Raw genomic sequence first — 23,110 nt, forward strand, 5'->3', positions numbered from 1 at the left:
TGGCATCCAGAAAGGCTGCTTCTTCCCCGGGGCGGAACGGCTTGTCGTTTTTGGTGGCCATGACAGTGCTTTTAGGGGCGGTAGCCAGACCGCGATTCGCTTGGAGCCGCATCGCCAGTTCCGTTTCCAACGGCATTGGGGCGGCAGTTAGGTCCAAATATGGCAATCCATACCAGCATCAGAAAATTCGCTGGCCCTTATGCGCACTCGGTTGGACGGCGAGTAACCATGCCATCAATCCGACTGTTTTCATAATTGACCGGAGTGTAAATCGCCCTTAACGTTTCGTTAACAACCTGGGCGAAGGGGGGGCAATGATTTTCTCGATAGTGACCCGAACGCTGCGCTTGAGCGCCGTCGCGGGATTGGCGATTTCGAGTTTCTGGACCGCACCGGCGTCGGCCGCGGGAGCCATGGTGACCGGCGACCTGACGCCGCAACCGATCGGACATTATGATTTCTGCAAGATCAATCCTGAAGAGTGCTCGATCCGCCCCGGCAACCTCGCGCCGGCCAAGATGACAGACGTGCTCAGGCGGAAGCTCGCCAGCGTCACCGCCAAGGTCAACGCCGCCGTCAAGCCGGTGAGCGACAAGGATCTTTACGGCAGGGACGAAGTCTGGACCTATCCCGACAAGGGCGCGGGCGACTGCGAGGACTATGTTCTGGAAAAGCGCCGCGAATTGAGCCGCTCGGGAATGTCGCTGGCAAACCTTCTGATTACTGTCTTGCGCAAGCCGGACGGTGAGGGCCACGCGGTGCTGACGGTTCGCACCGATCAGGGCGACTACATTCTCGACAATCTGACCGACAAGGTCAAAGCGTGGGACGAGACCGACTATCGCTTCCTAAAGCGGCAAGCGATCGACAATACCGGACGCTGGGTTTCGATTCGCGGCGGTCACCAGGTGCTTGTCGGCGCGATCAAGTAGCAGAACATTTCACCTACTTGCCTTGAGCACCCGAAGACGTCGCTCACCCATCGGGTTTTCGTCAGGTCGACCAATGCGATTGGCCCAATTGGAAGGCTTTTGACAGACACCGGTTCCTGATGGTCATGGCATCGCCGCCATGCCGCTTCGGGCTGCCACTATCATGGCGGATACCGCAACCTAATCTTCGCCTCGTCATGGCCGAAGCAAACTTGAACCGCACTGCAAACCAGGGCCATGGCGGACGCCGAACGGGAGCAGGGTCGATGGGATGAAAACGACGCGCCCTTGGATCACAAAGTCGCGACCACGTGGAATAAGTCGAAGCGGTAGTCGCAGGCCTTCAAAGAACTCAAACGAACCCCTCGCCGGCCTATGATCGGTCGACGCGCCATGCCGCAATCCGTGCAAGCTACCCGCATGGGCAATCGCGGACCGAGACGCGAGCGTTGCGGCGACAGGGTCAGATTTTCACGAGCATTGCCGTCAAATACATGAAGCCTACGCCCGCTGCCAAGCCGGAAAAAACCGGTAGCGAAACGATCGCCGTCGAGCCTCGCCCGTCGGCCCGCATCAGATAAAGGCCGACCTCGACGATGACCTGAAGGATCGCACCCCCTCCGATGGCGAGCGCCAGGGCCGACCAATGCGGAGCATAGGCAAGGCTGCCGATCCACATGCCGACCACCGCCGGCCCACCGGCAAGCAGCGTCAGACACCCGAAGACCCAAAGCGGTGGTCTAACCTTCAAGATGGGTGCGGCGATGCCGATGCCCTCGGTGATGTTGTGCAGCGTGAAGCCCATCACGAGGAAAGTCCCGAGTTCCACGCTTTTAGCACACTCAATTAAGAAAAGCACAACGCCTTAATTATAGCAACAGCTATATTTTTCTGATAGCGTGCGCCTGGTGAAGATGATGCTCTCTTTCGACCAGCGCTTTGATCCGACCGCCCACCGCTTTGCCGCCGACCTGAAGTTTCCGCGATGCCCGCGCTGTTGCGCCACGTTCCGGCTCATTCGCACTTATTGTACACTTGAAACTCCTGCCAAGGACCTGTCGATGAAACCATGTATCCTCGTCTCCGCCCTTGTTGCGGCCAGCCTGACTGTTGGCGGGCCGGCTTTCGCACACGCGCATCTGACCGCGGCGACACCCGCGGCCGATGCAGTTGTCCAGGCGGCGCCGATGAAACTCGAACTGCGCTTTTCAGAGGGCATCGAGGTGACGTTCGCCAAGATCGAGATCAAGGGCGCCGACGGCAATGACGTGCCGATCAAGAGCATCGTCGGCGCATCTGGCGACAAAAAGGCGCTGATAGTGACGCCCGCGACGCCGTTCGCGGCGGGCGTGTACAGGATCATCTGGAGTGTCGTATCGGTCGATACCCATAGGAGCCAGGGCAGCTACAGCTTCACCATCCGGCCATAGGATCCGGCGTTGGATACCCTGCTTGTCGTCGGCCGGTTCTGCCATTACCTGGCTGCGATGATCCTGTTTGGGTCGTCGGCGACGGCGGGGTATCTGACATGGTCCTTGCCGCTCGCTTCGCGCGAACAAGTGATGTCCCGGTTGCAGACCGTTCATCGAGCCGCGGCCTTGTCGGCCATGGCAAGTGCGATGGTGTGGCTGTTTGCGGTCGCGGGCGGTATGGGCGAAGGATGGGTCGACGCCTTCGATCCGGTATTCGTCGGAAAAGTGCTGAGCAATACCAGCTTTGGGGTGGTCTGGCTTTGGCGCCTGGTCGCTGGCGTCACGCTAGTCCTTCTAACGATAGTCGGACGCCGGGGCGGGACGCTCTTGGCCCTGCTCTCGGGCCTGAGCCTGCTGAGCATAGCGCTCACCGGACATGCTGCAATGGAAGACGGAACACGAGCACTGGTGTATGGCTCCTCGGACGGCATCCATCTGCTGGCCGGTGCGATCTGGATTGGCGGTCTTGTGACGCTGGCCCTGGCGCTGTCGACCCCCGAAGGCGGCGGTGCTGCCATTCGCCGTTTCTCCCTTCTGGGCTACTGGGCGGTTTTGGCGGTGATGCTCAGCGGCGTGGTCAATGCCTGGTTTTTGGTCGGCTCTCCCCAGTACCTTATCACCACGACATACGGGCGGCTTCTGGCCATCAAGCTGATCCTGGTTGCGTCAATGGTCGGCGTGGCGATGTTAAACCGCTTTCGGTTCGCCCCACGTCTCGCGCGAGACCCGGATCGCATCGGCCACCTTCTTCGAACCACCGTCAGGATCGAACTTGTCCTGGCACTTTTGGTTCTTCTCCTGGTGGCGGTTTTCGGCACGCTGGCGCCACCTGCATGATCCCAATGTTTAAGCCGCTTACCGGCTCGACCGGGTATCTACCGCCGCAGAATGGCTGCAACCAGATCATCGAGCCGCGACCCGTGCGCAGCACCTGCCGCAAAAAAGGGTAATTGCCAACGCAGGGCGATCCATTCGGTCACAGTTGCCGTATCCTGAAGATGACCGGACGGTTTTCCGCCGACGAACTGAATCAATGCTCGCTTTCGCACATCTCGTGACGTGCCAGCGCTCGAATGACGTAGCAATCCTTGATCTGGTCACCGCCACACCCAGTCGCTATGCGCTCCAACTCCTTCTCCAGGCGACGAAGCTTTTCGATTTTCTCCCGAACACCCTGGAGTTGCTCAGCAGCGATCCGATCGGCCTGCTCGCAAGGTCGCTCCGGATGGGCGCTGAGTTTGATCAGCTCGCGTATGGATTCAATGGTCAGGCCGAGTTCGCGGCCGTGCCTGATGAAAGACAGCCGCTCCCGTTCCTGACTGGTATAGCGTCTCTGATTGCCCTCCGATCTCTCGGCAGGATCCATAAGACCCATCTGCTCGTAGTAGCGGATGGTGGGAATCTTGACCCCGGTCTTGCGGGACAGGTCACCGATCGTCAACATGGCCACTCCTTGGTTCCTCTAGTGACCAGAGAAATTGGTGCCGCCCTGTCCAATCGTCAAGCGGTGGCTGGAAATCGCGAGGATTTGTCGCAGCGGTGCTCCGAGGCCCACGCGGCAGGCCGGTTTGGGCAAGCTCCATCGAATCAAGGCTCCATGGGCTGTTTGTCGCGTTGACTAGATCACCGATCGTTAGGCATGGAGAGCTTGAAAGATCACAAGGCAACTCTTGTCCGTCGAATATCATTGGCGGGATCGAATGAGGACTTTGGATGCCCGGACGTTCCTCTGGATTCATCGCGCTGGTCGTAACGGCCATGACTTTTTGCGCGGCCGAAGCTCGTGCCCAGGAGAGCCCCCGGCACGCTGGTTCGGACAATACGATCGCGATCGAACACGCCGAAATCATTCTCGCTCCGTCGGGGGCAAAAATGATGGCTGGCTACCTGACGATCTGGAACGGCGCACAACAGCAGGCGAACCTCTCAAGCGTGCAAAGCGATGCGTTCGCTTCGGTATCTTTGCATCGCACGGAAATCGTTGACGGCATAGCCAAGCTGCGGTCGATCGATGCCGGTCTGTCGATTCCCGGGCACTCTGAACTTTTCATGAAACCGGGAGGGGTTCACATGATGCTCATGGGGCCACGAGCCGAGTTGAAGCCCGGCGACGGCGTTGACCTGCTGCTGAAATTTCAAGATGGGACGACGGCGTCGGCAAAGGCTGTCGTTCGGCCAATGGGGCAGAAACCGACTGATCACCATCATGGCAAAGACGATCAACAGGAAGAGAAATGAGCGTCGTACTGTTTCGAAAAATCCTCTGGATCCTGATCGCCGCGACCCTGGCGCTGCTGGTCTATCTGTCAATTCCAGGAACGAGCATCAAGGATAATAGTCCGGCCCCAGGAAACGCTGAAACTGTCGGACCAGCACCCGGTGGGCCTTTCAGCATGATAGCGCATACTGGGGAGACAGTAACCGAGAAGACGTACGCCGGCAAAGGCTGGTTGATGTTTGTGGGCTTCACCAATTGTCCCGACATCTGCCCCACGACGCTCGCCGAAATGTCTTCCTGGTTCGATGCGCTCGGCGCCGAGGCCGACGGCCTTACGGGCTTCCTCGTGACGGTCGATCCGGAGCGGGATACTGTCGACGTGCTCAGGCAATACATCTCGTCGTTCGACGACCGGATCGTAGCTTTGCGGCCGAGTCCATCGGAACTCGCAAATTTTGCGAAGGCCTACAGGATCTACTACGCCAAGGTCCCGACCCAGGAAGGTGACTACACGATGGATCACACGGCGGGCGTTCTACTCTTCGACCGGGATGGAAAGTTCTCGGGAACGATCGACCGCGAGGAGCCCAAGGAGGTGGCCCTACAGAAAATTCGCCGCCTGCTCGACAGGCGGTGAAAGCGCCTGATTCTGACCAATCGGTAAAGCGGTTCATTTGACTTAAATGCAATTTAGCTTCAATTGCGACTGCTTGTTTTCGCCGGATTTTGATGCCTCTCTCGTAGTCTCTTCCCCACAAACTCTGGGGAGAGTGGCAATATGAAAAGCTTCGTTGTTGGCGCTGTCGCGCTCGTTTTGTCGTACGCGTCGGCCAATGCCAATGCGCTGCATCTCAATCCGGCGCAGTTGGGTGCCACGTCTAATATGCAGACGTTCGGACCGACTTCGATACCAATCGGCTACTACGAATTCTGCAAGCGATATCCCGATCGCTGCCAATCTCGCACGGAGGCCGTCTCTCTTGATCTCACCCGAGCGCGCTGGAATCAGATGGTCGAGATCAACAACCGGGTGAATGTATCGGTGCAGCCCCTGACGGACAAAGAACTCTTCGGGGTCGAGGAGCGGTGGGACTACCCGGACACGGCCGGAGACTGCGAGGACTACGCGCTGATGAAGCGCAAGATTCTCAATGAGGCCGGCTTTCCTTTGGGATCGCTTCTGATGACCGTGGGTCGAGATGCCAAAGGCGGCGGGCATGCCGTGCTGACCGTCGTGACCGACCGTGGAGATTTCGTACTGGACAATGTCGAGCAGAAAATCCTGCTGTGGCGCGAGGCGGAAATCTACTTTCTAAAGCGGCAGGCGCAAACGGACCCGAATACGTGGATCAGTCTCGTGCGCGGCTGAACCAGGGTTTCCGTGGAAAATTCAGCTACGACGCCCGCAACGCGAATTCAATTCCGGCGGCCAACGAAAGAATATAGGTGGCGGCCACGCCGTAGACGCCTTTCGAAGCCGCGAGTCTCCAAACGAATGCAATCTACCTCCCGTACCAGGTAGAGCACCTGCAAAGACCTCAGTCCCGCGAAAGAGGTCCCGCCCCGCAAATAGGTTTCAAATTGAGCTGGGCGTTGCACGACATCCAAGGCTGGCGCCATGTGGACACCAGCGGGCTGCGGCCGTCCACCGGGATATTAAAGGCGTCTGCCAAAGTGCTGAAATCTAACGGGCGCGAGCCGGCAGGCGCTCTCTTTGCTGGTCTCGATTTGCACGGTCGAGTGGCCGATGCCGAACCGCTCATGCAACTCGTCTGCGGTATGCATCAGAAACGCGTCGCCGGGGTGCCCACCTGGCAGGACCAAATGGGCCGTCAGCACATTTTCCGTCGTGCTCGTCGACCAGATGTGCAAGTCATGCACTTGGCCGACGCCCGGCAGGCCGGCCGGATAGGTTTGCACGGCGGGCCCGATCGATGCCGGCAGGAACGGCGCCGAGCGACTTGGCGACCGACTCCCTGAGCAGGCCCCATGTGCCCCAGACGATGACGGCGACAACGGACGCCAGCGCATTTCAAGATCGTTAGGTTAGACGGGCGATAAATGTCTATGCACCGCCCGCGACCACGCGTTGACGAAGGCTCGTGAACGGGAAGGGCGACGCCGTCGATCCCACGACTTTCCTCGTCACCCGGACGATAGGGTTGCTCTTCTCAGTCCGCCTTCAATCGTACAATCAAAGTCGAGCAGAACAGGGCCCAACCGGCGCCAATCGACCAGCCGGCGATCACGTCGGTCGGCCAGTGGACACCAAGATAGATTCGGCTTGCCCCAACCGCGAATGTGACCAGCATCGAGATGGCCATGATGAAGACGCGCAGCGGTCGGGGTTCAAACTTGCGCGCCAGCATGATGCCTAAGGTAAAGTAGACCGTGGCCGCCATGAAGGCGTGCCCACTCGGAAAGCTGGAGGTGTATATACGCGTGCCGTAGGCAACCAGATCCGGACGAGGGCGATCGAAGCCGTATTTCAGCAAGGAGCTCAGGATCACACCACTCCCCACAGCCAGGATAACCGCGATGGCATTGCGAAGCGAGCCGCTGAGCGCCAGAAATCCAGCGACGGTGAGCGTGACGAATGTGAGCAACCCTAAGCCCCCGAGGCCGCTGACGTCCCGCATCAGTTCTTCAAACCAGGTCGGACCGATCGGGTCGGCGAGATCCGTCGGATTGCGCATAATCAAGAGGATGGCCCTATCGAAATCCGCCGTCCAGTTGCGCATGACGAGACTTGCGAGAGCCAGAAAGACCAATACAGAACTGGTAAGAAGCACGATAGTTATCAGTGTCGCCCGCTCGGGAAGCTGACGGTTTGCCGATTGCTGAATGCCTGCAATAGCCGATTTGCCTGACTTGGCTTGGTTCATGCGATTGTGTGCTCGGCTTGTGTAATTTGATTTGGGGGCCGACGTTTAATTGTTCGCTCGGGTACACTGGCCCCTGCCGGTGGATTTAACGCGCTTCAGTCTGCGTGGGACGGCGCTCATCGATTCGATTGATTGCTCTACACCCTCTAGTGGCTATAGAAGCAAGCACAATCTCCACGCTGCTCATTCGGCGGTCTCGAGCCCAGAAGAATGTAGTCGAAGGCCTTGCCGCAGCCTCCAAGATTCCTTTGAGACGCATCCGAGGACCGAGTCTCCATACGCCAGAGCGGGTTTCCACTTGGTCTCTTCTGATGACGGTCGGTCGAGATGCAAACGGCAACGGACACGCAGTTCTCACGATAGTCACCGACAAGGGCGATTTCGTGCTGGACAATGTCGAGCAGAAAATCCTGCCGTGGCGCGACGCGGAGATTTACTTCCTGAAGCGGCAGGTGCAAACGGACCCGAATACCTGGGTAAGCCTTGTGAACGGCTGAGCAATCAATTGCGAATTCGGACAGGAGACGGCGCGAGCCAGGCAAATTCAACGCCGGCAGCCAGCGCAAGAACAATCGTGGCCGTCCCGCCATAAAACATTTCGAGAAGATCGTGGCCGCCTACAATGCAATAAAGCCAGAACACGGCTGACAGTGCGACATATGCCGTTGAACCCGCGACGGCAAAAATACCCAATCTTCTCAGAAGCGACATATTGAACCCAGCAGTCCATTCTTCGCCGGAAGTATGGCTCGATTTTCGCCGGCTCACCACTCACTGGTTGGTGATCGCTGAACGCTGGACGGTTGAAGGAACCGGCCCGCGACTTTCCTTGCGCAAATGGACGAAACTCGATGCGAACACCGCTGCGACAAAAACCAGAAGCACGACCATCAGAATCGTGTTCCCCCTTTTTCGCTTGCGGACCAGTTCCAGCGTTTCAGCTTCGGAAAGCTTTTGCAGGCCGATTTCCAATATTTTTCCTTCCAATTCAACAGCGTTCAACCAGATCTCACCCGGTGCGTATGCCGGATGGCGATGCTGACACAAGCGATGCGCCGACAAGAACGATCGTTCCACCAACTATGGCGACGTCAGCCAGATTGAATGCCGGCCAATGCCAGTCGGCGATATAAAAATCAAGGAAATCGGTCACTGCACCATTCTTGGCACGGTCGACGATATTTCCACTCGCTCCGCCAGAAATGAGGCCAAGAGCTGCACCTTCGGTGCGGTTCTTCGCCACTGCCGCCCAGCCGATAATGATCAAGACGATAAGGGATGTGCCGAGCGTGAGAATTCCGGGTCGGTTGCGGAAGAGGTCAGCAAACAGACCAAAACTCACGCCTTCATTGTAGCCGAGCACCAGATTGAAGAAGCTCGTGACCGGAATGACTCGTGGCGGCTGCATCACCAGTTCCACGATGACTGTCTTGGCGAACAGGTCGGCTGACACGGCAGACAGCATGAAAAGCAGGGCAAACATCAGGTTCGCCGGTTGAATTTTGTATGAAGCCATAAGCGATCACCATTTCTGTCCGATGCCGTGATCCAACTCCATGGGGTCTCTAGCAGGGTGAGATGCAAGAACTCACTGTCAATTTTCCGTTAATCATGCTGACGAAGAATGACGGGCTTGCTATAGCGGCGACGAATCATGGACGGGGGTGCATTTGGCTCCGTCCGGTGAATCTGGCGGGAAAGGTGGTGCGACTTGCTTTACAGATTATGCGGATTGGTTGCGCTGCTTGTGCTCTCAATCGTCATCTCGGGATGCGTTACGTCGGTTTCCAATGTTCTCGACGTCGACAGCAAGGCAACGCAACCCATTCCGGCAAAGCTTATCGCCGAGATGAGCAAGAAGGGAATGTCGCCCGCGGCACCTGTCCTTGTCCGCATATTCAAAGACGAGAGCGAATTGGAAATCTGGAAGCGCGACCGATCAGGGCGCTTCGCGCTGTTGAAAACCTACCCCATGTGTCGCTGGTCCGGGAAGCTGGGTCCAAAGACAAAAAACGGTGACCGCCAGGCGCCCGAGGGTTTCTATCACGTTACGGCGGGGATGTTGAATCCTGCCTCGCAATATTACCTCTCCTTCAATCTCGGCTATCCGAACCGCCTGGAGAGTGCACTTGGTTACAGCGGTGAAGCGCTGATGGTGCACGGCGCATGCTCTTCGTCCGGATGTTTCGCCATGACCGACGAGGGTGTCGCCGAAATCTATGCCATCGCAAGGGAAGCGCTTAAAGGTGGCCAGGCGTCATTCCAGGTGGAGGCCTTTCCGTTCCGGATGACGCCTCAAAACATGGCAAAAAACCGGAACGATCCAAATTTCAACTTCTGGCTCAATCTCAAGCAGGGATACGATTTCTTCGAGGTCACTCGTCAACAGCCGAGTGTGTCCTACTGCGAGAGGCGCTATGTTTTCAATTCCCGGTTTGAAGGCGGGGAACCTGCCGACCCGCTCGCGGCTTGCCCACCCTCGACAAGTTCAATGCTTCCGGCCGTGGCATCCCGCGACGAAGCCGATCTGCTCGCCATGAACAAACTCGTGTCGGCCGGAGCTGGAGCATCGGTCCACGCCTACTCCGACGGCGGCATGCACCCGTCGTTCCGGAAATTGCTTGATCGCCGCGGACCGAAAAAACTGGCGGAAATGACGTCGACAAACTCTGTCCCGGTCAGCAGGCCGGACGCCGCGTTGGCCGATCCTCATATTGAGGACGAATAGCTGCCCGGTCGTGAGATCGATTCTGGATACCGCGCGACATTCCATGCCATCCGATTTTGCTGCAGCGTCGGCCCTTGCGACAAGCCGCCGCCCTATGTTTCAGCCCGTCTATATGCTTTGCTCGCTGACGATGGCGCGACAGATTCTTATAGTCTTGCTCGGAGTGATGCTACTTGTTCACGCAGCAAGCTTTTCGATGGCTGCCGCGCAAGCCCCCGCCAACTCGCTTGTTGCTTCCATTGAGTTGCGATCTGACGGTAGTCAGGTCAACGCTCCACTGGCCGACAGAGACCATAGAGTGGCCCCGGGCGGGGGTTCTTCGCAGCACCTTTCACCGTACCATGACCATTGCAATTGGGTGGGCGACACCACTGCTCGACAGGTTTGTCGAATTGGTAACGTGCAGGCCTTGCGCGCGTCTGCGGCCGTAGCTTCGACCCCTGCATCCGTCTCGGTGCCGCCGCCTCGATAGGCAATCCCGCAGACAGCCGACTCGCCTGCTATCGCAAGATTGGCGCAGGCAGCCGTATTGCTGGCGTTCCGGGGCTGACAAGATGCTGCTGGCGTCAAGGTCAGAAAATCTGCTCCAGCGGCGCCTGCTCATCCGAGCGGATCCGTATCCAACGCATTTTCCAGGTCACATGCCGATCGGTGCTCGGGAGCGAACGACATGCCGTATCGGAATCTTCGGAGAAACAATCCTTGCAAGCAATGGAGTACCTTATGAAACGCCGCGAATTCCTTGCCGGTGCCTCGGCACTCGTTCTCTTTCAGAGTCCCGGGCCGGTATCCGCGCAGACGACAGTTCCGAATCTACTCGTGCCAGGTCCGCTTCCCGAGAAGTCTTTCGGTAATCTCGATGCCCCCGTTACTATCATCGAATATGCTTCGCTAACCTGTCCTCATTGCCGGGCCTTTCACGTAGACACATGGCCAGCGATCAAGGAAAAATATGTCGACACCGGTAAGGTGCGCTTCATCATGCGCGAGTTTCCGTTCGATCCGCGCGCTTCAGCCGGCTTCATGCTGGCGCGTTGCGCGGGTGATGACAAATGGTACGCGACTATCGATGTTCTTTACCGCTCACAGGATCGCTGGGCTCGTGTTAGCGATCCCGCCACGGCCTTGAAGTCAGTAATGGGAATGACGGGCATGACCGGCGAAGCGGTCGAGGCATGTCTCAAGGACCAGTCTCTCCTAGAAAAGATCACCGCTATCGCGGAGGCCGGAAAGGGTTTCGGCGTCGATTCCACTCCAAGCTTCTTCATCAACGGCAAGATGCGGAAGGGAGCACTGACCTTGGAGAAATTCAGCGAGATCATCGACCCGCTTGTCGCTGCGGCAAAGAAACAATGACGCTGCGCGGATAGGAGACCAGAAAAATGACCCTGGGGAAAATCCATCTGAAGGCCCGTGCGCCATTTCGGTTGGCTGTGTGAAGCCCGTGGCAAACCAGCCCGCTGCGAGAGCCGGCCGGCGACGGAGATTTCTGCATGTCCCGATTGAGCAGTCCATCCTCTTCTCAGGTGCAACATGATCACACGTCGTTCATTAATGCTCGGAATCGTCGGCGCATTTGCTGCGCCTGGCGTCGCTTTGGCCCGCAAGGCCAGGAAACCGTTCGTCCTCGATCCGAAGTACCAGCCCCAGCTTGTCGACTTCGCCCCCGGCTACGCTCCGGGTACGGTTGTCGTCGATCCAAGGAACAGGTTTCTTTACCTGGTGGAAAGCTTGGGCGTCGCGCGGCGATACGGGGTTGGTGTCGGTCGGGCTGGCCTTGCCTGGTCGGGAACGGCAACGGTCGGCCGCAAGGCGAAATGGCCCCGCTGGAAGCCTACCGCAAACATGATACGGCGCGATCCTGGAAAATACGCCAAGTACGTTGGCGGCATGCCCGGCGGCAGGGGCAACCCGCTGGGGTCGCGCGCGCTCTACCTCTACCGGGACGGCATGGACACCTATTACCGCATCCATGGCACCACCGAACCGTGGACAATCGGGCGCGCCATCTCGAATGGCTGTATTCGGATGCTGAACGACCATGTTGCGGATCTCTACGAAAGGGTGCCGGTTGGCGCCACGGTCGTGGTCCTTTGAGAAGTATGGCGTTAGCCTCGCGCCAAAACGACGCCAGGGCAGACCAAACTCCGGGCGCCATGCCATTGTGCCTTATGCGTCGAGCGGCTTTCCACGTCCGTCCTCTATGGCAGTCGCTCGGCCAGGGATCCTGCGTCGGCAAGGCCTCGAACGGGCCGGCGGGCCGGCGACAGACAGTTGGACGACACCACGAATGAAACGACGCAGCGAACTTTCCCTCATCCCGCGATCAAAGATCCATCGCCATCAATCGAATCCGGTTAAGCCATGCTTGCTCTCTCATCCGTACAAAGACTGCGAAAGGGCGTTCTTGCTGCCGCGGCAGTTCCGCTAGCCTCTTCTTGCCCTTTACGCATTCGGCCGCTGAGACGGGCAGCGTGCCTCACATCGGTATTGAGCTTCTTGGCTGGGCCGCCATCGTGGCTTGCATTGCAGGGCGCTCCTGGTGCTCGCTATACATCGGTGGGCGCAAGAGCGAGGTCCTGGTTCGCCATGGCCCCTATTCCGTTGTTCGTAATCCGCTCTACGTATTCTCAATCCTCGGCTCGACCGGCGCCGGGTTAGCAAGCGGTAGCTTCGTCCTGGGCTCAGGGATTGGACTGTTCGTCTTCATTACCTTCGCCGCTGTGGTCCGGCGTGAAGAGAATTTTCTTCTGGGAAAACTGGGGGACGATTACCAGCGATATCTATCGCAGGTTCCCCGCTGGATCCCGCGCCGATCGCTTTGGCGCGACGTCAGCAAAGTCACGGTGTCGCCCGTTGTTGTCGTCACAACGTTTTTCGATGCCATGTGGTTCGCTCTTTCCGTTCCGTTCTTCGAAGCGCTCGAGAGACTGCAGAATCTGGGAATGGTGCCGATCCTGGCATTCCTTCCTTAGGAGAGTGTCCGACGATCGATCGATCAGATCCACGTCCACGACGACTAGCAGGATGAGTTGTCCGATGGCACTTCAAGCAAAAGCAGCGGCAGGAAACCAATGAGAACATGGCCGAAACCCGTGGCCGATCCGGATTTTCACGCGCCTTCTGCACGCGTTCCACCAAGGTCTTAAGCAAGAGCCCGCGTCACCGCGAATGGGCCGTCACTCTTGTCAAGCCACCGACACAGCGGTGCCAGAAGTGGATCACCTTCCAGTGTTTGCAGACCTTTACGACCGATACTTCCCGTTAATGAAGAGCTTGTAACTGTCCCGCATTCGTTGGACGCTGGGAGCCGCTTTGAGTTTCAAATCGCTAAGCGTTGCCTTCGCCATGTTGTTCGCCCTTGGCGCCGGCGCCAGTTTCTTCGGCGGCCGTCAATTCTGGACGGCCGACCTGATCAATTTCTTTCGTCCGCATTTGCTTGTGCTCGGTTTGCTCTTGGCCGTGCTGTGTCTGAGCTTTCGCAGCAGAATAGCTGTGCTCGCCGCCGCGTTGTGCGCACTCACCGCCGTGGTTCCGATGCTGGTTTTGCCGCAATCGGCGCGACCGGCACCCGGCTTCCCCCTCCGGATCATGTCGGCGAATCTCCTGATCGACATCCAGAACCCCGACACGTCGCGTCTCGAGGCCTATATCGCCCAGCAGCGGCCGGACCTGATTGTGACCGAGGAGACCCTACCGGTTTGGCAGAACGCGCTGCTGAAATCGACTGGGCTTCCCTTCGACAGCAACCGCGACCTCAATCTGCGGGATGACATGAAGCTTCTGAGCCGGTTTCCAATCCTCTCGGAAAAGGTTGTCGCCGACAAAATCCGCTACCCAGACCTTGTACGCCATCCCGTCAGATTTGAAATCGCCACGCCAGCAGGAACGGTGATCGTATACGCGGTTCATCCGGATACACCCCGCCGTCCCTGGCAATGGCGGCAGCGCAACGCCTATCTCGCCCTGCTGGCGGAGGTCATTCGCAAGGAGCCGCCGCAAGCAAATATCGTTGTTGTTGGCGATTGGAACGCGCCGAACTGGTCGCCGTTCTTCCGCGACTTCTTTTCTGCGACGGGATTGCTATCAACTGAATCCGGCAGGTGGCCCTCCCCAACAAGGTTTAGCACTCGATACGGTTCGTTCGTTCCGCTGGGCACGCCCATTGATCATTTTGCCGTCTCGGCTGGGATCGGGCTTACGACCTACGCCACCGGCCCGAAGTTTGGTTCAAATCATGTTCCAATCTTCGCGGAGTTGACGCTGCCCATTCGATAACGGATTGCGCGATCGACGGCAGATCCCATAAAGGCCACGTTGCCAAAGGCCGAGCTGGGAATATCAGGGTCGGCAGTCTGATGCTTGGCCCGCCGCTCCCAAAGCTTCAAACCTGCCGCGTGTATTCAGAGCGGTCCACAGCCCGACGACCAGTTCGGGCTGAACCGTAGGGGTAGAGGCTGTCCACATGCGGCCTGCGATGATGGCGCTTAGTGTTGCGCCGTCCCAGCGCCCTCGTCCCGTTCCGACTGTCGTCGGTGGAGCGGCATCTGGAAAAGTTCTCGATCTTTGCTCTTGGCGCGGAGGTCGGCTACGGTTCCTCTGCGCCGCCGCTCCCTCCGGTGACGCGCGAATTTTCTCGACGCCGATAATCGTCGTGAGACCAAGCGGTCCCTGCATGCGTTCCTCGATGCTCTTGAGCAAGAGCATCACGATCACACCGATCGTGCCCCCGATCGCGACCGGTACCACAGAACCTGCATGCTTGAGGTCAGGCAAGATTTCGCCCGCTGCCGCGGCAAAGACCACGCCTGCCGCGAAAATGCTGGATTGCGCTGACGACGATCGGCCCCGGACGGCGATAGGCTGCGATCGCCGCGCCTATGATCGCGGCGCTTACAGGAATGAGCGTATAGATCAGGGTCGTCATTCCCAGCGATTGCATGGCTGGCTGTTTCCCGATTGGATTTTCAGCAACGACTCAGACCTTGGGCCTTCGCAACCTCTGTCGAAGTAGCGATACGCCGGTCAACCGATTGAGCCAAGGCCGGGAAACCGCTCGAGCAACCAATACGCGATCAGTTGGAGCTGGCCGGTCATCATCAGAAGGCCCATCACGATCATCACGCCGCCGGCTGCGACGTTGAGGACATGCCCGGCATACCGAAGTCGCTTCAGCGCCGCCGCCATGTTGGCGAACAACAGCGCTGCGAGCAGAAATGGCACGCCCAGACCCAGACCATAAGCAGCGAGGAGGACGGCGCCACTGCCCGCCGAGAGCGCCGAGACGGTCAGGATGGAACCGAGAACGGGGCCTATGCAGGGCGTCCAGCCAAATGCGAAGGCAAGACCGAGCATATAGGCGCTGCGCGGCCCCGAGACCGAATTCGGGCCCAGCGATCGAAATTCCTGCATGAGGACCGGAATTCTGATCAGGCCGGTCATCAACAATCCAAACATGATGACCAATGCCCCGCCGACCAGATTCGCTTCGGCGCTGTAGCGGATAAACAAACCGCCCAGTGCCTGCGCGCCAAGTCCGAGAAACACGAAGACAGTCGTAAATCCCGCCACGAACCACAGCGCCGGCCATGTCACGCGAAGGCGGTCGATCATGCGGGTGGATGACGGATCGACCCCATTCGATACGAACGAGAGATATCCGGGGACAAGAGGAAGGACGCATGGCGAAACGAACGAAATCGCACCGGCCAGTGCGGCGGTTGCCAACCCTATAGCCGAGACCTCGATCGCTACCACTTCTCAGCTCCGCCCGAAGTCGCGGTTGCTTGCCGCGCGGGCTCCCAATGCGCCGGGGTCTCCGATGCGATCACTTCAGCCCACGCCAGCCCAGGAGCCTCATTGCGTTCGCCGTGACAATGACCGTCGCCCCGGTGTCGGCCAGAATCGCCGGCCAAAGGCCGGTTATCCCCATGACTGTGGTGACCAGGAACACCGCCTTTAGCCCGAGCGAAATTGTGATGTTCTGCATGATGTTGCTCATGGTCGCCCGCGACAGCGCTATCATGTTGGCGACATCCTTGACCCGGCCGTGCAGAACAGCGGCGTCAGCGGTCTCCAGCGCGACATCGGTTCCGCCGCCCATGGCGATGCCGACATTGGCAGCGGCGAGCGCCGGCGCATCGTTGATGCCGTCACCCACCTTGCCAACGATATGTCCGGTCTTCTGCAATTCGCCGACGATGCGCTGCTTGTCCTCCGGCAGCAGCTCGGCCCTGGGTTCGAGACCGAGACTCTTGGCGATGGCAGCGGCGGTACGCTTGTTGTCGCCGGTCAGCATCACAGCAGTGACGTCGAGGCGTTTCAGCGCTTCAATACCCTCCTTGGCGTCCTCGCGCGGCTCGTCGCGCATGGCGATGACGCCGGCGACCACCCTGCCGGCAAGCAGCACCGAGACACTCTTTCCTTCGTCATTGAGCTTGGCGATGCGATCCCGCAGATCCTGCGTGAGCGCGCAGCGCTTTTCTGCCGCCTTGGGCGAACCAAAGAAAAGTTCAACGCCGCCCACTTTTCCGACGATGCCCTCGCCGCCTATGGCCCTTGCCTCGCTGGCGGAAGTGGGATTGATATCCCTCTTCCTGGCTTCATCCAAAATGGCCATCGCGAGCGGATGGCTGGATCCGATCTCCAAATCGGCCGCCAGTGCCAACGTCTCGGCTTCGGTCCGCCCGACCGCAACGATATCGGTGACCTTGGGCTTACCTTCGGTGAGCGTGCCGGTTTTGTCGAACGCAACCTTGGTGATCTTGCCAAGGGTCTCCAGAACCGCCCCGCCCTTCATCAGCAATCCCCTGCGGGCACCGGCCGAAAGGCTCGCCGCGATGGCGGCAGGGGTTGAGATGACCAGCGCACAAGGACAACCTATCAGGAGGATGGCGAGGCCCTTGTAGATCCACTCGTTCCATAAGCCGCCAAAGACGAGCGGCGGGACGATCGCAACCAGCGCTGCGACGATCATGACGGCGGGCGTATAGTAGGTTGAAAAGCGGTCGATGAACCGCTCGGTCGGCGCTTTCGATTCTTGTGCCTTCTCGACCAGTTGGATAATGCGCGCGATCGTGTTGTCCGCAGCAGTTGCGGTTACCTTGACGCGTATCGGCGCATCCTGGTTGATCGTGCCGGCAAAAACCTGATCTTCGGGAAGCTTCCGTTTCGGCACGGACTCGCCCGTCATTGGGGATTCATCGATCGAGCTTTCGCCGGAGATGATCGTGCCGTCGGCAGGAACGCGGTCGCCGGGGCGCACCAGTATGGTTGAGCCGACGGCAAGGCTCTCAGCTGGCACTTCCGATGTTTTTCCGTCGACCTCCAGCAGCGCGGTCTTCGGCACCAAGGACGCGAGTGCCGTGATGCTGGCACGGGCGCGGCCAGCGGCCACCCCTTCGAGCATTTCTCCAACCAGGAAGAGGAAAACGACAGCAGCAGCTTCCTCGCTGGCATTGATGATGACCGCGCCGACGGCGGCGATCGTCATCAGTGTTTCGATGGTGAACGGCGACCCGTTGAGGGCGGCCATGATCGCGCGCCGCGCGATCGGGATAAGTCCCACCGCCATAGCGACGATGAACGCCCATGGCGCGGTTTCCGGAACAAGTTTGGCGAGGACGAACGCCGCGGCGAGCGCGAGACCGCACAGGATCGTCAGCCGCGCCTTCGAGGTCTTCCACCACGGACCCTCCTCACTTCCGTGATCGTGGCCATGAAGGCCAGCCACCGCGCCGTCCTGGACATCGGCCTTCTTGCCTTTGTCGTGACTCGAATGGTCGTGATCCGAATGGTCATGGCCAAGATGATCGTGATCGAGGTCGATGGAGTTTGCGGGATCGCTCCTGAGCGCCGCACCGCCAACAGCTTCTGCCTGCCCTAACGCAATTGGGGCGACCTTGTAGCCCAAGCTTTCGACGCGCTTGGCAAGCTTTTCCATATCCGCTTTCGACGAATGATCGACGGTCATGGTTCCGGCGGTCACCGAAACCGAAACATCCTGGACGCCTTCAACCCGCCTCGCCGCGGTGTCGATTTTCTTCGCGCAGGCGGCGCAATCCATGCCCGCTACCCGGTAACGGCTTTGCAAGATCGTGTTTGCGTTCGCTGCAATCAGGCCGGCCGCATTTGCCCGCTGCTCCAGCGTTTTGCCATGCGACGCATGATCATGGCCGGCATGATCATGATCCGAATGGTCGTGGCCTGAATGGTCTTGATCAACGTGGTCGTGATCCGAATGATCATCGCCAGCATGATCGTGATGGTGATCGGGGTTGGTGCAACTCGCGCCTTCGCTCTTCGGCGCCGCGCCGGCAGTTGCCTTCACCTGCGCCAAGGCAAGCGGGGCGACTTTGTAGCCCAGGCTCTCCACGCGCTTGGCGAGTTTTTCCATATCCGCTTTTGGCGAATGGTCGATGGTCATGGTTCCAGCTGTAACTGAAACCGCGACGTCTGCGACGCCGTCAATGCGCCGTGCAGCCGTATCGATTTTCTTCGCGCAGGCAGCGCAATCCATGCCCGCTACCCGGTAACGGCTTTTGAGAACAGCTTCATTCATCGCATTACGCCTTCCGAATGCTCTTGCGTTTCCTAGTCAACGCCAACTAATTCCTCTAGCAGCTAGAGGAGCAAGCGTTTTTTCCGTCTCCATAGGCACGAAGCCCAAAAAGGTAAGCTTGGCACCCGATAAGATTCCGAACATAACCATCACCATGGCCAGCCGCGATTTGCCACGGTCGAGACTGGGTCGGCTGCAAATATCCTGGTTCATGCGTTCAATCGACATGCGGATTTGATGGCTGGAACCGACACGTCGTCGCAGGCAATTCTGAAGTTCGAGCTCACGTCTGCTTTACTTGCGAGAGACGCTCGGCCGTCAGCGTTTCGACGAAATCGAGACATCTTCGATGCCATAGAACGTCTCGCCGCGTTGTCGGTTTGTTCGTCCGGACAGTTCGCACCTTGGTCCACAAAACTGGAATCGATCATCTCGTCCTCTCGCGCGACCCTATTCTGCAATCTCAAGCAGCTAGAGATTCAAGCCCGTAAATTTCAGTCATGCTCGATGGATTTCGATGACTAATGCTGGCGCAGAGGCCGCGACCCCATAAGGCCGGCGGCGTTAACCAGGTATCAAGGTTAACAATTCATTTTGCTGAACCAGGTACAGATTTTCGGGGGTAAGCGTGCAACCTGGTCGCCGCCTGAGGCTGTTGACATTGCTTTGTCTGGCGTGCTTTCCGCTTGCATTGATCGCCGGCGGGCTGTCCGCCCTATTCGCCGTACCGTCCCTTGCTGCGCTGCGGGGTTTGCCAGATTCGAAAGTGGATGGCACAGGCACCCCGGGATGGGTCTTTCGCCTCGGCAACTGGACAAACACCCATCGGGTGGATCTTCCAGTTCCGATTATTCTGCGCGGGATTGTCGCGGACACCAGGGTATCGCGATCGGTCGGGTTTCGCGGCGAAACGGCAAGATTGAGACAATCCTTGGATGAAGCCGGCACTGGCCGCGACGACAGGCAGCCACGAATACCAAATGCGGTCGCGGATCCGCCAATCGAGACGATCTCCGCGAATTTTGTTCCGATTTGGCAAAGTGTGACTCTCCGGCCGGGCCTGGATGCGGCCCTTTCAACGCCCCTCGATGGCGGCGGCGCCGCCATATTCCATAGCAGAAAGGATGATCGCTACGCCGGCGTGCCGGCCAAATTGGCTGAATTGGTTACCAGCGACCAGGCTGACGTCCTTGCGACCGCCTATGCCCCGACAGACCCGTATCACGAGGCAACCTCGCCATTTGACAGCCTGCTGAAAGATGCCAACGACGGGAGCGGCCGCTTCATTCCGCCGCTTGCAAAGGGTGATCATGATTGGCTGAGGCGGCCTCTCCCGGCAAGCGTGTTCTCGAAGACAGAACAGCGTTGCCTCGCGACGGCGGTCTATTTCGAAGCGAGGGGCGAAAGCGCCAGGGGGCAAGCTGCGGTTGCGCAGGTGATCCTCAACAGGGTACGCAATCCCGCATACCCGAATACTGTCTGCAAAGTCGTCTACCAGAACGACGATTGGTTCAATCGCTGCCAGTTTTCCTTCGCCTGTGACGGCATTGCGGATCGGATAACGGACAAAGCCGCTTATGGTCTGGCCAGAGACGTCGCCATGGCCGTCGCCGCAGGGAAAATCTTCCTTCCCGACGTCGCCTCGTCGACGCACTACTACGCATCATATGTGAATCCGGGCTGGGCTCGCGCTATGGAGAAGATGACCCGGATAGGCTCACATCTCTTTTATCGAACCTTCGGGGGAGGCTTGAGTTAAGAAGAGGCAAAGCCACGGGAGAGGTCGTGGTCGCTGCCGGTTCTGGGTACTGCGGAAACGTCTTTCGTTCGGCCGTTCGCTATACGGCCAAGCCCCGGCGGTCTAGGACCAGGACAAAAACTGTGCCGCCAAGCGAGATTGCGGGCGCTGTTCCGATTAGGAATATTGCTTTTTGAAGCGTAGTCATGTTTGACCTGACCTCACCTTGATCGCCGGGTCCGCTGGGATAAAATCTCGTAGCTTATGTGGGAACGGAATAATGGGCTTTGATCAGTATCATGAACCGCCTGAGGAGCTACCGGACGAGATACGGACCTTTGCCCGCATGATGGCATCGCTGATCGAAGAGGCAGAAGCCATCAGTTGGTATGAACAACGCATCTCTGTCGAAAAAGATACGGCCGCGCGGGCGATTATGAAGAATGCGCAAACCGAGGAGTTCAAGCATTTCGGCATGAATCTCGAGTTTCTGCTGCGCAAGAATAAGGATTGGCGCACCGAACTCAAAGCTATTCTGTTTACGACGGGCGACATCGTCAAACGCGGTGAGGCCGGAGAAAAGAAGGTGGATTGATGCCCGCGCGGCACCTCATACCGCCGCTTTCGCTCCCACGATCGCAAGCAATGTATCTTGGAGGAGTATCTCATTCATGAAACCGACAACCATCGGCTCATCTCGCAACCTTCTCACTGGCGAGCCGCTGCAAGGGAGTATTCCCGCGATAGCGATGAATACGGGCGCCATCGTGCTCAGCCCGGCGCAGGTGCCGGAAGCGGAGAAGGCTTTGGCTAAACTGGATTTTCCCGCCATGCAGTCGGGCGACGTCATCAAGATCGGCCTGGAGGCCGAGCAGGCGTTGCAGCGGACGCTCGACGGCTTCTTGACGCGGCTCGACAAGAACAGCGCGGCCGCCGTCTTCGCATTGTTCGGCCGGCTCGAACAGGGCGTCGAGGATGCCGATCTCCCGGAAATCCTCGACAAGCTGCAGAACGGCGAAAAGCCGGGTTTCCTGGGTTCCCTGTTGGGGAAATTTCGTGGCAAGCGCCCGGACGAGGTAGCGGCGGAATTTCTTGCCGAAATCGGCGACCTCATAACCGGACGAACCAAGACGCTCGCCGACCGGATGATGAAGCTCGAAGGCGAACTTTCCGGCGAAATGCAGAAGCTGTTCGGCGAGTTGCAGGCGCTCGACGCCCTGAAGCAGAGCTATGGCGATCATTTCAGCGATTTCACCGTGGCAGCGGGCGTCGCCCGCGCTTTTCTGGACAAGGCGCGCGCCTATGTCGCCGACGAGGAGGCGCGGCTCAATCCGGCCGATCCCGTGGCGCAGACCAAGATGATGGAGTTCAAGGACAGATTGCGGCTGCTCGAGAGCCGCGCGCTGGCGCTGGAAGGCACCTACACGCGGCTGCCGGCCGACCAACTGGTGATCCAGCAGATCGAGCAGGCCGGAATAGCGACCTTGCAGGAAACCGCCACCACGGTGGCGTCGCGGTTCGCGTCGATCAAGATGACGCTCCTGTCGATCCATGGCGCGTTCGCGGTGAAGAGCGTGCAGCAACTCGCCGGCCGCCAGGCCAAGCTCGACAAGCAGCTGACCGAGATGCGCGGCCGCGCCCTGAAGGACGTGGCCGTCACCGCCGCGCAGGCGCCAGGCGACAACCGCCTCGCTCAGGCGCAGCAGATCGAGCAGATCATCGCCACCACCAACGAGATCCACGGTCTCGTCGCGGCGGCGAAGAAATCGACCGAGGAGAAGTTCGAGCAGGCGCGGCAAAAGTTCGCCGCGGCCCGGCAGGAACTCGCGGCCCTCTCGTCGCGGTAACCGGCGCCTACCGACTTCCCTGCGCGTCAAGCATGGAAGCAGTCAAATCACAGGAGTTTCACGAGCATGCTGACCCTCTCCCTCGAAAAGCCCGGCGCCGCGACGCCGAAGCTAAGCCTTTCCCTCAACAAGGGTGCGCAGTTCACCGTCAAGGTCGAGTGGATGTGCGATGCCGACCACGCAGATGATGTCGACGTCCATGCTCTCGAGGCGCGAAGTGACGGGAACGGCGCGAAGGTAACGGAACTTGCCAGCGTGCTGTCGACCTACAACACCACGCGGATGAACCCACAGGGCGCCTTGCCGTCAAACCCCGACGGATCGTTCCAGACGCCCAGCGGTGGACTCCTCCACAGCGGCGACAGGAGAGTGCAGAACAACTCCGAAACCGTCGTCATTGACGGCTCCAAGCTGCCGGCGGGGGTCAACGAGATACCGATCTTCGTCACGGTACACGAAGCCGAACATGGAGGCAGCCACGAGACCGAGCAGGGCGCCGAAGAGGCGGAGGAGGAAGCGGCGTTCGGCGACATCGACGTCTGCACCATCACGCTGTCGGACAGCGCCGGCAAGCAACTTGGCGCTTACAAGCTGTCGGACGAATTCAAGGAATTCAATGTCGTCCAACTGGGCAGCATATTGCTCGGCCCCAATGGCTGGGAATACGCAGCCGTAGGCCGTGGCTTCAACGGCACCTTCAACGACGTTCTCACGCACTTCTCCTAAGACA

At 59.0% G+C, this 23,110-nt stretch carries 25 protein-coding genes and 2 pseudogenes; 16 read left to right on the forward strand and 11 right to left on the reverse strand.

The window, feature by feature from the left end:
- Positions 1-314 precede the first annotated feature (314 nt).
- A complete protein-coding gene (locus tag MESS2_RS24610) occupies positions 315-932 on the forward strand; it encodes a transglutaminase-like cysteine peptidase (RefSeq protein WP_008877250.1) in 618 nt (205 codons plus the stop codon).
- A 463-nt stretch (positions 933-1,395) separates the two neighbouring features.
- Here MESS2_RS24610 and MESS2_RS24615 read toward each other — a convergent pair.
- Positions 1,396-1,764, reverse strand: a pseudogene (locus MESS2_RS24615) (ZIP family metal transporter); the annotation flags it as partial.
- Positions 1,765-1,831: 67 nt separating this feature from the next.
- Here MESS2_RS24615 and copC point away from each other — a divergent pair.
- Together copC and copD are read left to right on the forward strand one after the other, a co-directional pair.
- Positions 1,832-2,362 carry a copper homeostasis periplasmic binding protein CopC gene (gene copC / locus MESS2_RS24620; protein ID WP_209436132.1) on the forward strand — a complete coding sequence of 177 codons (531 nt, stop codon included), beginning with the start codon at positions 1,832-1,834 and terminating at the stop codon, positions 2,360-2,362.
- A gap of 9 nt (positions 2,363-2,371) precedes the next feature.
- Complete coding sequence (copD, locus tag MESS2_RS24625) at positions 2,372-3,241, forward strand: copper homeostasis membrane protein CopD (protein ID WP_008877253.1); 870 nt, start codon at positions 2,372-2,374, stop codon at positions 3,239-3,241.
- Positions 3,242-3,279: 38 nt separating this feature from the next.
- On the opposite strand, the gene MESS2_RS32470 is transcribed toward copD, so the two are convergent.
- Together MESS2_RS32470 and MESS2_RS24630 are read right to left on the reverse strand one after the other, a co-directional pair.
- Positions 3,280-3,438, reverse strand: coding sequence for a hypothetical protein (locus MESS2_RS32470; RefSeq protein WP_157357823.1), 159 nt, complete (start codon positions 3,436-3,438; stop codon positions 3,280-3,282).
- Positions 3,435-3,848 carry a MerR family transcriptional regulator gene (locus MESS2_RS24630; protein ID WP_040593948.1) on the reverse strand — a complete coding sequence of 138 codons (414 nt, stop codon included), beginning with the start codon at positions 3,846-3,848 and terminating at the stop codon, positions 3,435-3,437. Before MESS2_RS24630 ends, MESS2_RS32470 begins: the two co-directional genes overlap by 4 nt.
- 269 nt (positions 3,849-4,117) lie before the next feature.
- On the opposite strand from MESS2_RS24630, the gene MESS2_RS24635 reads away from it, so the two are divergent.
- The 3 genes from MESS2_RS24635 (at position 4,118) to MESS2_RS24645 (ending at position 5,991) form a co-directional block, all read left to right on the forward strand.
- Positions 4,118-4,642, forward strand: a complete 525-nt coding sequence (locus MESS2_RS24635; RefSeq protein WP_008877256.1) for a copper chaperone PCu(A)C — start codon at positions 4,118-4,120, stop codon at positions 4,640-4,642.
- Positions 4,639-5,259, forward strand: coding sequence for an SCO family protein (locus MESS2_RS24640; RefSeq protein WP_008877257.1), 621 nt, complete (start codon positions 4,639-4,641; stop codon positions 5,257-5,259). Before MESS2_RS24635 ends, MESS2_RS24640 begins: the two co-directional genes overlap by 4 nt.
- A gap of 141 nt (positions 5,260-5,400) precedes the next feature.
- A complete protein-coding gene (locus tag MESS2_RS24645; RefSeq protein ID WP_008877258.1) occupies positions 5,401-5,991 on the forward strand; it encodes a transglutaminase-like cysteine peptidase in 591 nt (196 codons plus the stop codon).
- Between the two features lie 287 nt (positions 5,992-6,278).
- On the opposite strand, the pseudogene MESS2_RS24650 reads toward MESS2_RS24645, so the two are convergent.
- Together MESS2_RS24650 and MESS2_RS24655 are read right to left on the reverse strand one after the other, a co-directional pair.
- Positions 6,279-6,639 (reverse strand): annotated as a pseudogene (locus MESS2_RS24650) (cation transporter dimerization domain-containing protein); the annotation flags it as partial.
- Between the two features lie 154 nt (positions 6,640-6,793).
- Positions 6,794-7,507, reverse strand: a complete 714-nt coding sequence (locus MESS2_RS24655) for a phosphatase PAP2 family protein (RefSeq protein ID WP_008877262.1) — start codon at positions 7,505-7,507, stop codon at positions 6,794-6,796.
- A gap of 311 nt (positions 7,508-7,818) precedes the next feature.
- Here MESS2_RS24655 and MESS2_RS24660 point away from each other — a divergent pair, with 311 nt between their 5' ends.
- On the forward strand, positions 7,819-8,004 hold the full coding sequence (locus tag MESS2_RS24660; protein WP_008877263.1) for a transglutaminase-like cysteine peptidase: 186 nt from the start codon (positions 7,819-7,821) through the stop codon (positions 8,002-8,004).
- 4 nt (positions 8,005-8,008) lie between these two features.
- Here MESS2_RS24660 and MESS2_RS24665 read toward each other — a convergent pair whose 3' ends face one another.
- The 3 genes from MESS2_RS24665 to lspA are packed head-to-tail and all read right to left on the reverse strand — an operon-like array spanning position 8,009 to position 9,023.
- Complete coding sequence (locus MESS2_RS24665) at positions 8,009-8,218, reverse strand: hypothetical protein (RefSeq protein ID WP_157357825.1); 210 nt, start codon at positions 8,216-8,218, stop codon at positions 8,009-8,011.
- Positions 8,219-8,278: 60 nt separating this feature from the next.
- A complete protein-coding gene (locus MESS2_RS24670) occupies positions 8,279-8,509 on the reverse strand; it encodes a hypothetical protein (RefSeq protein ID WP_244440082.1) in 231 nt (76 codons plus the stop codon).
- Positions 8,510-8,516: 7 nt separating this feature from the next.
- Positions 8,517-9,023 (reverse strand): signal peptidase II, encoded by a 507-nt coding sequence (gene lspA, locus MESS2_RS24675; RefSeq protein WP_051069164.1) that lies wholly within the window; start codon positions 9,021-9,023, stop codon positions 8,517-8,519.
- Positions 9,024-9,239: 216 nt separating this feature from the next.
- Here lspA and MESS2_RS24680 point away from each other — a divergent pair, with 216 nt between their 5' ends.
- From MESS2_RS24680 to MESS2_RS24700, 5 genes are all read left to right on the forward strand, one after another.
- The gene (locus tag MESS2_RS24680; protein ID WP_008877267.1) at positions 9,240-10,235 is read left to right on the forward strand and encodes a L,D-transpeptidase family protein; all 996 of its coding nucleotides are present in this window, start codon (positions 9,240-9,242) and stop codon (positions 10,233-10,235) included.
- A gap of 723 nt (positions 10,236-10,958) precedes the next feature.
- The gene (locus tag MESS2_RS24685; RefSeq protein ID WP_008877269.1) at positions 10,959-11,591 is read left to right on the forward strand and encodes a DsbA family protein; all 633 of its coding nucleotides are present in this window, start codon (positions 10,959-10,961) and stop codon (positions 11,589-11,591) included.
- A 198-nt stretch (positions 11,592-11,789) separates the two neighbouring features.
- Positions 11,790-12,332 carry a L,D-transpeptidase gene (locus tag MESS2_RS24690; RefSeq protein ID WP_008877270.1) on the forward strand — a complete coding sequence of 181 codons (543 nt, stop codon included), beginning with the start codon at positions 11,790-11,792 and terminating at the stop codon, positions 12,330-12,332.
- Between the two features lie 377 nt (positions 12,333-12,709).
- A complete protein-coding gene (locus MESS2_RS24695) occupies positions 12,710-13,210 on the forward strand; it encodes a methyltransferase family protein (RefSeq protein ID WP_157357827.1) in 501 nt (166 codons plus the stop codon).
- A gap of 340 nt (positions 13,211-13,550) precedes the next feature.
- Positions 13,551-14,513: an endonuclease/exonuclease/phosphatase family protein gene (locus tag MESS2_RS24700; protein WP_051069165.1), complete on the forward strand. Its 963-nt coding sequence runs from the start codon at positions 13,551-13,553 to the stop codon at positions 14,511-14,513.
- A 490-nt stretch (positions 14,514-15,003) separates the two neighbouring features.
- Here the strand turns inward: MESS2_RS24700 and MESS2_RS34005 are convergent, their stop codons facing one another.
- From MESS2_RS34005 to MESS2_RS24715, 3 genes are all read right to left on the reverse strand, one after another.
- Positions 15,004-15,177 (reverse strand): hypothetical protein, encoded by a 174-nt coding sequence (locus tag MESS2_RS34005; protein WP_008877275.1) that lies wholly within the window; start codon positions 15,175-15,177, stop codon positions 15,004-15,006.
- Positions 15,178-15,260: 83 nt separating this feature from the next.
- Positions 15,261-15,992, reverse strand: a complete 732-nt coding sequence (locus MESS2_RS24710) for a cytochrome c biogenesis CcdA family protein (protein WP_008877276.1) — start codon at positions 15,990-15,992, stop codon at positions 15,261-15,263.
- 70 nt (positions 15,993-16,062) lie between these two features.
- Positions 16,063-18,795 (reverse strand): heavy metal translocating P-type ATPase, encoded by a 2,733-nt coding sequence (locus tag MESS2_RS24715; RefSeq protein ID WP_008877277.1) that lies wholly within the window; start codon positions 18,793-18,795, stop codon positions 16,063-16,065.
- A 661-nt stretch (positions 18,796-19,456) separates the two neighbouring features.
- On the opposite strand from MESS2_RS24715, the gene MESS2_RS24730 reads away from it, so the two are divergent.
- The 4 genes from MESS2_RS24730 (at position 19,457) to MESS2_RS24745 (ending at position 23,106) form a co-directional block, all read left to right on the forward strand.
- On the forward strand, positions 19,457-20,554 hold the full coding sequence (locus MESS2_RS24730; protein ID WP_244440083.1) for a cell wall hydrolase: 1,098 nt from the start codon (positions 19,457-19,459) through the stop codon (positions 20,552-20,554).
- 259 nt (positions 20,555-20,813) lie between these two features.
- Positions 20,814-21,128 (forward strand): ferritin family protein, encoded by a 315-nt coding sequence (locus tag MESS2_RS24735; RefSeq protein ID WP_008877280.1) that lies wholly within the window; start codon positions 20,814-20,816, stop codon positions 21,126-21,128.
- 76 nt (positions 21,129-21,204) lie between these two features.
- The gene (locus MESS2_RS24740; protein WP_008877281.1) at positions 21,205-22,380 is read left to right on the forward strand and encodes a hypothetical protein; all 1,176 of its coding nucleotides are present in this window, start codon (positions 21,205-21,207) and stop codon (positions 22,378-22,380) included.
- Positions 22,381-22,446: 66 nt separating this feature from the next.
- Complete coding sequence (locus MESS2_RS24745; RefSeq protein ID WP_008877282.1) at positions 22,447-23,106, forward strand: TerD family protein; 660 nt, start codon at positions 22,447-22,449, stop codon at positions 23,104-23,106.
- Positions 23,107-23,110: the final 4 nt, after the last annotated feature.

It is taken from the genome of Mesorhizobium metallidurans STM 2683 (assembly GCF_000350085.1).
Lineage (GTDB): Bacteria > Pseudomonadota > Alphaproteobacteria > Rhizobiales > Rhizobiaceae > Mesorhizobium > Mesorhizobium metallidurans.